3 protein-coding genes and 1 pseudogene are annotated in these 2,793 nt (G+C 72.6%); 3 read left to right on the top strand and 1 reads right to left on the bottom strand.

From position 1 onward, the window contains the following. Nucleotides 1-82: 82 nt before the first annotated feature. The 3 genes and pseudogenes from B7X32_RS20075 to B7X32_RS20085 form a co-directional block, all read left to right on the top strand. Nucleotides 83-403: pseudogene (locus tag B7X32_RS20075) on the top strand (phosphoenolpyruvate carboxykinase domain-containing protein); the annotation flags it as partial. Nucleotides 404-542: 139 nt separating this feature from the next. Beyond that, nucleotides 543-1,577 (top strand): S66 peptidase family protein, encoded by a 1,035-nt coding sequence (locus B7X32_RS20080; RefSeq protein ID WP_292723810.1) that lies wholly within the window; start codon nt 543-545, stop codon nt 1,575-1,577. An 88-nt stretch (nt 1,578-1,665) separates the two neighbouring features. Continuing rightward, entirely contained in the window at nt 1,666-2,616 is a 951-nt protein-coding gene (locus B7X32_RS20085; RefSeq protein ID WP_292723812.1) for a hypothetical protein, read from the top strand. On the opposite strand, the gene B7X32_RS20090 is transcribed toward B7X32_RS20085, so the two are convergent. After that, on the bottom strand, nt 2,564-2,793 hold a 230-nt coding region (locus B7X32_RS20090), incomplete at its 5' end, for a hypothetical protein (protein ID WP_292723814.1). The two genes, B7X32_RS20085 and B7X32_RS20090, sit on opposite strands and share 53 nt — an antisense overlap.

The following is a 2,793-nucleotide window of genomic DNA, read 5'->3' on the forward strand; positions in this document are numbered from 1 at the left end:
ATCACGTCGGTGTCGAGCTTGTGGCAGTGGGCAAACGATGAACTTACGCTCAAATTCAACTTTGGTAATTATCTTTATCATCCGCCGCGGCTCCGACGGTCGATTCCTGTGGCCGGGCTTCGGCGACAACGCCCGCGTGATCGACTGGATCATCCGTCGCATCGAGGGTGAGGTCGGCGCGGTCGACAGCCCGATCGGGCGTCTGCCCAAGATCGAGGACCTCAACCTCGAGGGCGCGGATGTCACCGATGAGGATCTCGCCGAGCTGTTCCGCGTCGACACGGCGTCGTGGTCCCGCGAGGCCGACTCGACCGAGGAGTTCTTCGCGACGTTCGGCGACCGCCTGCCGGCGGCTCTCACCACCGAGCTCGCCTCGCTGCGCTACCGCCTGGCGAGCGCATAGGACGCGATCGGGGCTGCTCCCGCGAGCAGCCCCGATCCACCAGGACCCGCGGCGGCGGGATGTCAGGGGCGAAAAGGCTGAGTGGTCCCCGGCATCCGGCCGCCGCGGCTTTGCGTGCGGGCGACCTAGGGTGGGACGCATGCTCCATCCGCCCAAGGCCCGCGAGGGCGACCGCGTCGCGGTGCTCTCGCCGGCGTTCGCCGCGCCCGCGGTCTCGGTCGCGATCCACGAACAGGCGATGCGCCGCCTGACCGCGCTCACCGGGCTCGTGCCCGTCGAGTACCCGACGACGCGGCAGCTCGGCGCGAGTCCCGAAGCGCGGGCGGCCGATGTGAACGAGGCCTTCGCCGACCCGTCGATCCGGGCGATCCTCGCGACCATCGGCGGCGACGACCAGATCCTGGTCACCCCGCATCTGGACCCGGTGCTCGCGCAGGCGCATCCGAAGCCGTTCCTCGGCTACAGCGACAACACGAACATCCTGAACTGGCTGTGGCGGCACGGCGTCGCAGGCTTCTACGGCGGATCCACGCAGGTGCATCTGGGCGCGGGTCCGGCCATCGACGAGGTCCATGCGCGGTCGCTCAGGGCCGCGCTGCTCGACGGCGGCGTCCTCGCCGTGTCCGAGCCGGGGGAGTCCGAGGACTTCGGGCGGCGCTGGGAGCACCCCGCCGCGCTCGACGAGTACGGCGACCGCGAGGCCACCGAGCCCTGGGCCTGGGCCGGGCCCGCCAGGGCGGTGACGGCGCCGACCTGGGGCGGCTGCGTGGAGGTGCTCGCCCAGCTCGCCCTCGCCGATCGCTTCCCGCGGCCGGAGCGGCTCGACGGCACGATCCTGTTGCTGGAGACCAGCGAGCGGCTGACGCCCGCGGCGGCGGTCGCCGAGCAGCTGCGCGCCTACGGCGAGCGGGGGCTCCTCGCCCGGGTGGCGGGGGTCGTCGTCGCGCGGCCGCCGGTGAGCTCGCGCGAGTCCGTCCCCGCCGCGCCGGAGCGCGCGGCGGCGCGGGCCGCGCAGCGGGATGCCGTGCTCGCGGCGCTCGCGCGCTACAACCCCGAGGCGGTGGTCTGCGTCGGGGTGCCGTTCGGACATACCAGGCCGCAGTGGATCCTGCCGTACGGCGGCGCGCTGACGCTCGACGGCGCCGCTCGGCGCGTTCTCGCGGACTTCTCCTGACGGGCGCCCCGGACTTCTCCCGACGGGCGCACGCCTGTTCGCGGGCGTATCCCGTGCGTGTGTCGGGGGCGAGGGGTAGCGTCACGGCATGGACGTCATCGACTATCTGATGGACGGGGATCCTGCGATCCGCTGGCAGGTCCTGCGGGATCTGACGGACGCCGCTCCCGAGGAGGTTGCCGCCGAGCGCACCCGCGTGGCCGCAGAGGGGTGGGGAGCCCGGCTGCTCGCGCTGCAGGCGGAGGACGGGAGGTGGGACGGCGGGGTGTACCGGCCGGGCTGGGTCGACGAGAGCCGCCCGATGTACGACGCCTGGACGGCCACCCATTTCAGCCTGCAGCAGCTCGTGGACTTCGGGATCGATCCGGCGGACGAGCGCATGCGGCGCGCGGTCGCCCGCGTGAGAGACGGGGTGCGCTGGGATCAGCCGGGTTCGCCGCCGTACTTCGACGGCGAGACGGAGCCGTGCATCAACGGCGTGGTGCTGACGATCGCCGCCTACGTCGGCGAGCCGGGAGACGCGGTCGTGAAGACCCTGCTCGATACCCGTCTGGACGACGGAGGGTGGAACTGCTGGGCCGAGGAAGGCGCCACGACGTCGTCCCTGCACTCCACGATCTGCGCGCTGGAGGGGCTGCTGGACTGGGAGCAGGCGACCGGCGGGACGGACGAGGTCCGCGCGGCGCGGATCGCGGCGGAGGAGTACCTGCTCGATCGCCGGCTGTTCCGGCGGCTCAGCACGGGGGAGGTCATCGACCCGCGGTTCGCGATGACGTCCTATCCGGTCCGCTGGTTCTACGACGTCCTGCGGGGGCTGGACTATCTGCGACGGGCCAGGCCCGCGGGCGATCCGCGCTGCGCGGAGGCGATCGAGCTGCTGCGGGCGAAGCAGGGCGCGGACGGGTCATGGCTCCTGGAGAACACACATGAGGGGCCGATCCCGTTCGAGATGGACGGAGAACGGGAGGGCTTCCCCAGCCGCTGGGTCACGCTGCGCGCGCTGCGGGTGCTGCGCTGGGCGGATCGCATGCCCGCATAGCGAGGCGGCGGCGGATCCCGATCCCCAGCACGGCGATCATCGCGATCACGAGCTCCGCACCTCCCAGCGCGAGCGCGAGCGGGTGCCAGACCCCTGCGGCGGCCGGGATGTCGGAGGAGTGCGCGTGCCCGCCGGCGCCGTGCAGGCCCGCCCCGCCGAACCAGAGGTGCAGCAGCG

This window comes from Microbacterium sp. 13-71-7, assembly GCF_002257455.1.
GTDB lineage: Bacteria > Actinomycetota > Actinomycetes > Actinomycetales > Microbacteriaceae > Microbacterium.

Bases quoted from the DNA above. Each gene is read 5' to 3' on its own strand.
- B7X32_RS20080 (WP_292723810.1), top strand. From the start codon at position 543: ATGCTCCATCCGCCCAAGGCCCGCGAGGGCGACCGCGTCGCGGTGCTC.
- B7X32_RS20085 (WP_292723812.1), top strand. From the start codon at position 1,666: ATGGACGTCATCGACTATCTGATGGACGGGGATCCTGCGATCCGCTGG.